This window comes from Xanthobacter oligotrophicus (assembly GCF_008364685.1).
GTDB lineage: Bacteria > Pseudomonadota > Alphaproteobacteria > Rhizobiales > Xanthobacteraceae > Xanthobacter > Xanthobacter oligotrophicus.
In genome coordinates this window covers 1-2546 of record NZ_VTTL01000027.1, presented here as the reverse complement: position 1 = coordinate 2546, position 2546 = coordinate 1, and the positions used below count along the sequence as shown (strand labels likewise).

1 protein-coding gene is annotated in these 2546 nt (G+C 69.4%); it reads left to right on the top strand.

What is annotated here, in order from left to right; genetic code table 11:
* Positions 1 to 105 precede the first annotated feature (105 nt).
* Positions 106 to 2169 (top strand): phenylacetic acid degradation bifunctional protein PaaZ, encoded by a 2064-nt coding sequence (gene paaZ, locus FZ033_RS23865; protein WP_149578552.1) that lies wholly within the window; start codon positions 106 to 108, stop codon positions 2167 to 2169.
* The last annotated feature ends 377 nt before the right edge of the window (positions 2170 to 2546 follow it).

Here is a 2546-nt window from a genome sequence, read left to right as displayed (position 1 = left end):
CGCCGGCGGCGCCGGATCCGAGCCCGCGCCCCTGCTGCTGGCCCTCGCCCGCGACGGACGCAGCTTCGCCGACTGGCAACCGACAGAACAAGTAGGACAACAGCCATGACGAAAATCCTCAACAGCTACGCCCTCGACCGCTGGTTCGTGCCGCAAGAGGGCCTCATCGACATCCCGAGCGCCATCGACGGGCGCGTGGTGGCGCGCACCTCCACAAAGGGGCTCGATCTCGCCGCCATGGTGCGCCATGCCCGCGAGGTGGGCGGGCCGGCGCTGCGCGCGCTCACCTTCCACGAGCGTGCCGACATGCTAAAGGCGCTCGCCGCCCATCTCGGCGCCCACAAGGAAGCGCTCTACGCCCTCGCTGCCGACACCGGCGCGACCAAGAGGGACAATTTCATCGACATCGACGGCGGCATCGGCACCCTCTACGCCTATGCCTCGCGCGGCCGGCGGGAGCTGCCGGGCGAGCGCTTCGTGGTGGAGGGTGGGCCGGAAGGCCTCTCCAAGGGCGGCTCCTTCATCGGCCTTCATATCCTCACCCCGCTCCGGGGCGTAGCGGTGCATGTGAACGCCTTCAACTTCCCCTGCTGGGGCCTGCTGGAGAAGCTCGCCCCCGCGCTCCTCGCCGGCGTGCCGGTCATCACCAAGCCGGCGACCTCCACCGCTTATGTGGCCGAGGCGGTGGTGCGACTGATCGTGGAGGCGAACATCCTGCCCAAGGGCGCGCTGCAACTGGTGTGCGGATCGGCGGGCGACCTGCTCGATCACCTCACCGGGCAGGACGTGCTCTCCTTCACCGGCTCGGCGGAGACCTCGCAACTGCTGCGCGACCATCCGGTGGTGTCGCGCAACGCCGTGCGCTTCATCGCCGAGCGGGATTCGCTGAATGCCGCCGTGCTCGGCCCGGATGCCAGCGAGGGCGCCCCCGAGTTCGACCTCTTCATCAAGGAGGTGGTGCGCGAGATGACGGTGAAGGCGGGCCAGAAATGCACCGCCATCCGCCGCATCATCGTGCCCCGCGCCCAGGAAAGCGCGGTGATCGCCGCGTTGACGGCGCAACTGGCGAAGATCACCCTGGGCGATCCCCGCCGCGACGACGTGCGCATGGGCCCGCTGGCGAGCGTTGCCCAGCGCGACGCCGCCCGGGCGGCGGTGGCGCAGATCGCGCAGGAGGCGGAGATCGTCTTCGGCGATCCCGATGTCGCCGAGCCCATCGTGGCCGATGCGCAGGCGGGCGCCTTCATGGCGCCGGTACTGCTGCGCTGTGCAAGGCCACTGGCGGCGGTAGCGCCCCACGCGGTGGAGGCCTTCGGCCCGGTGGCCACCGTCATGGCCTATGACCGGCTCGACGACGCAGTGGCGCTGGTGGCGAAGGGGGAGGGCAGCCTCGTGGCCTCGGTCTTCACCTATGATCCGCAGGTGGCGGACACGCTGGTGTTCGGCATCGCCGCGCACCATGGCCGGCTGCTGGTGCTGGACCGCGACGGCGCCGGGGAATCCACCGGCCACGGCTCGCCCATGCCGGGCCTGGTGCATGGCGGTCCCGGCCGGGCCGGCGGCGGCGAGGAGATGGGCGGCCTGCGCGGGGTGTTCCATTATATGCAGCGCACGGCTCTGGAGGGCTCGCCGGCCCGGCTCTCGGCGCTCAGCCGCACCTGGCTGTCCGGCGCGCCGACCCCGGTGACCGCCGAACATCCCTTCAAGCGGGACTATGAGGCGCTCAACGTGGGCGACACGGTGGAGACGGCCTCGCGCGTCATCAGCCTCGACGACATCGAGCATTTCGCCCATTTCACCGGCGACACCTTCTACGCCCACATGGATGAGGCGGCGGCCAAGGCCAATCCCTTCTTCCCCGGCCGCGTGGCCCACGGCTACCTCATCCTGTCGTTTGCTGCCGGGCTGTTCGTGGATCCGGCGCCGGGGCCGCTCTTGGCCAATTACGGGCTGGACACCCTGCGCTTCCTGAAGCCCGTCTCGCCGGGGGACGCGATCCGGGTGCGGCTCACCGTCAAGCACAAGCAGCCGGGCCGCCGGCCCGAATATGGCGAGGTGCGCTGGGACGCCGAGGTGTTCAACCAGAACGGAGAGACGGTGGCGCGCTACGAGCTGCTGACCATGAGCGCGCGGGCCGTGAAGGAGGCGCCGGTGCGCCTGGCGGTCTGAAATCCAGCCGGATCAAGGCGTCGCGTGGACGGCGCCGTGGTCCGGCCGGCGGCGGGGTGCGGATTTTTTCAGGAGTTTCGATGCGTCGGCGGCCGCGAGCAGCGCTTGCGGCTCCGATCTGGCGGGAAACGGGTGCGGACGGCGCTACCGCTTATCCCCAGCCCCGGTTTAGCATAAAGCCTTGTTATAAAGCTCGATTTGGCGCCCGGTTCACAACGCCCTGATGACAGCGGAACGCGGTTTTTCATTTTTTGCGCAGATGGTCGTTGACAGATCCGAGGGGCGTCCCCTATAAACCGCCCATCGACGACGCGCTGCCGCCGCCCACTGGACGGATGACGGCGCGTCTCCGACGCTCCTCACGACAGATTGTTGTG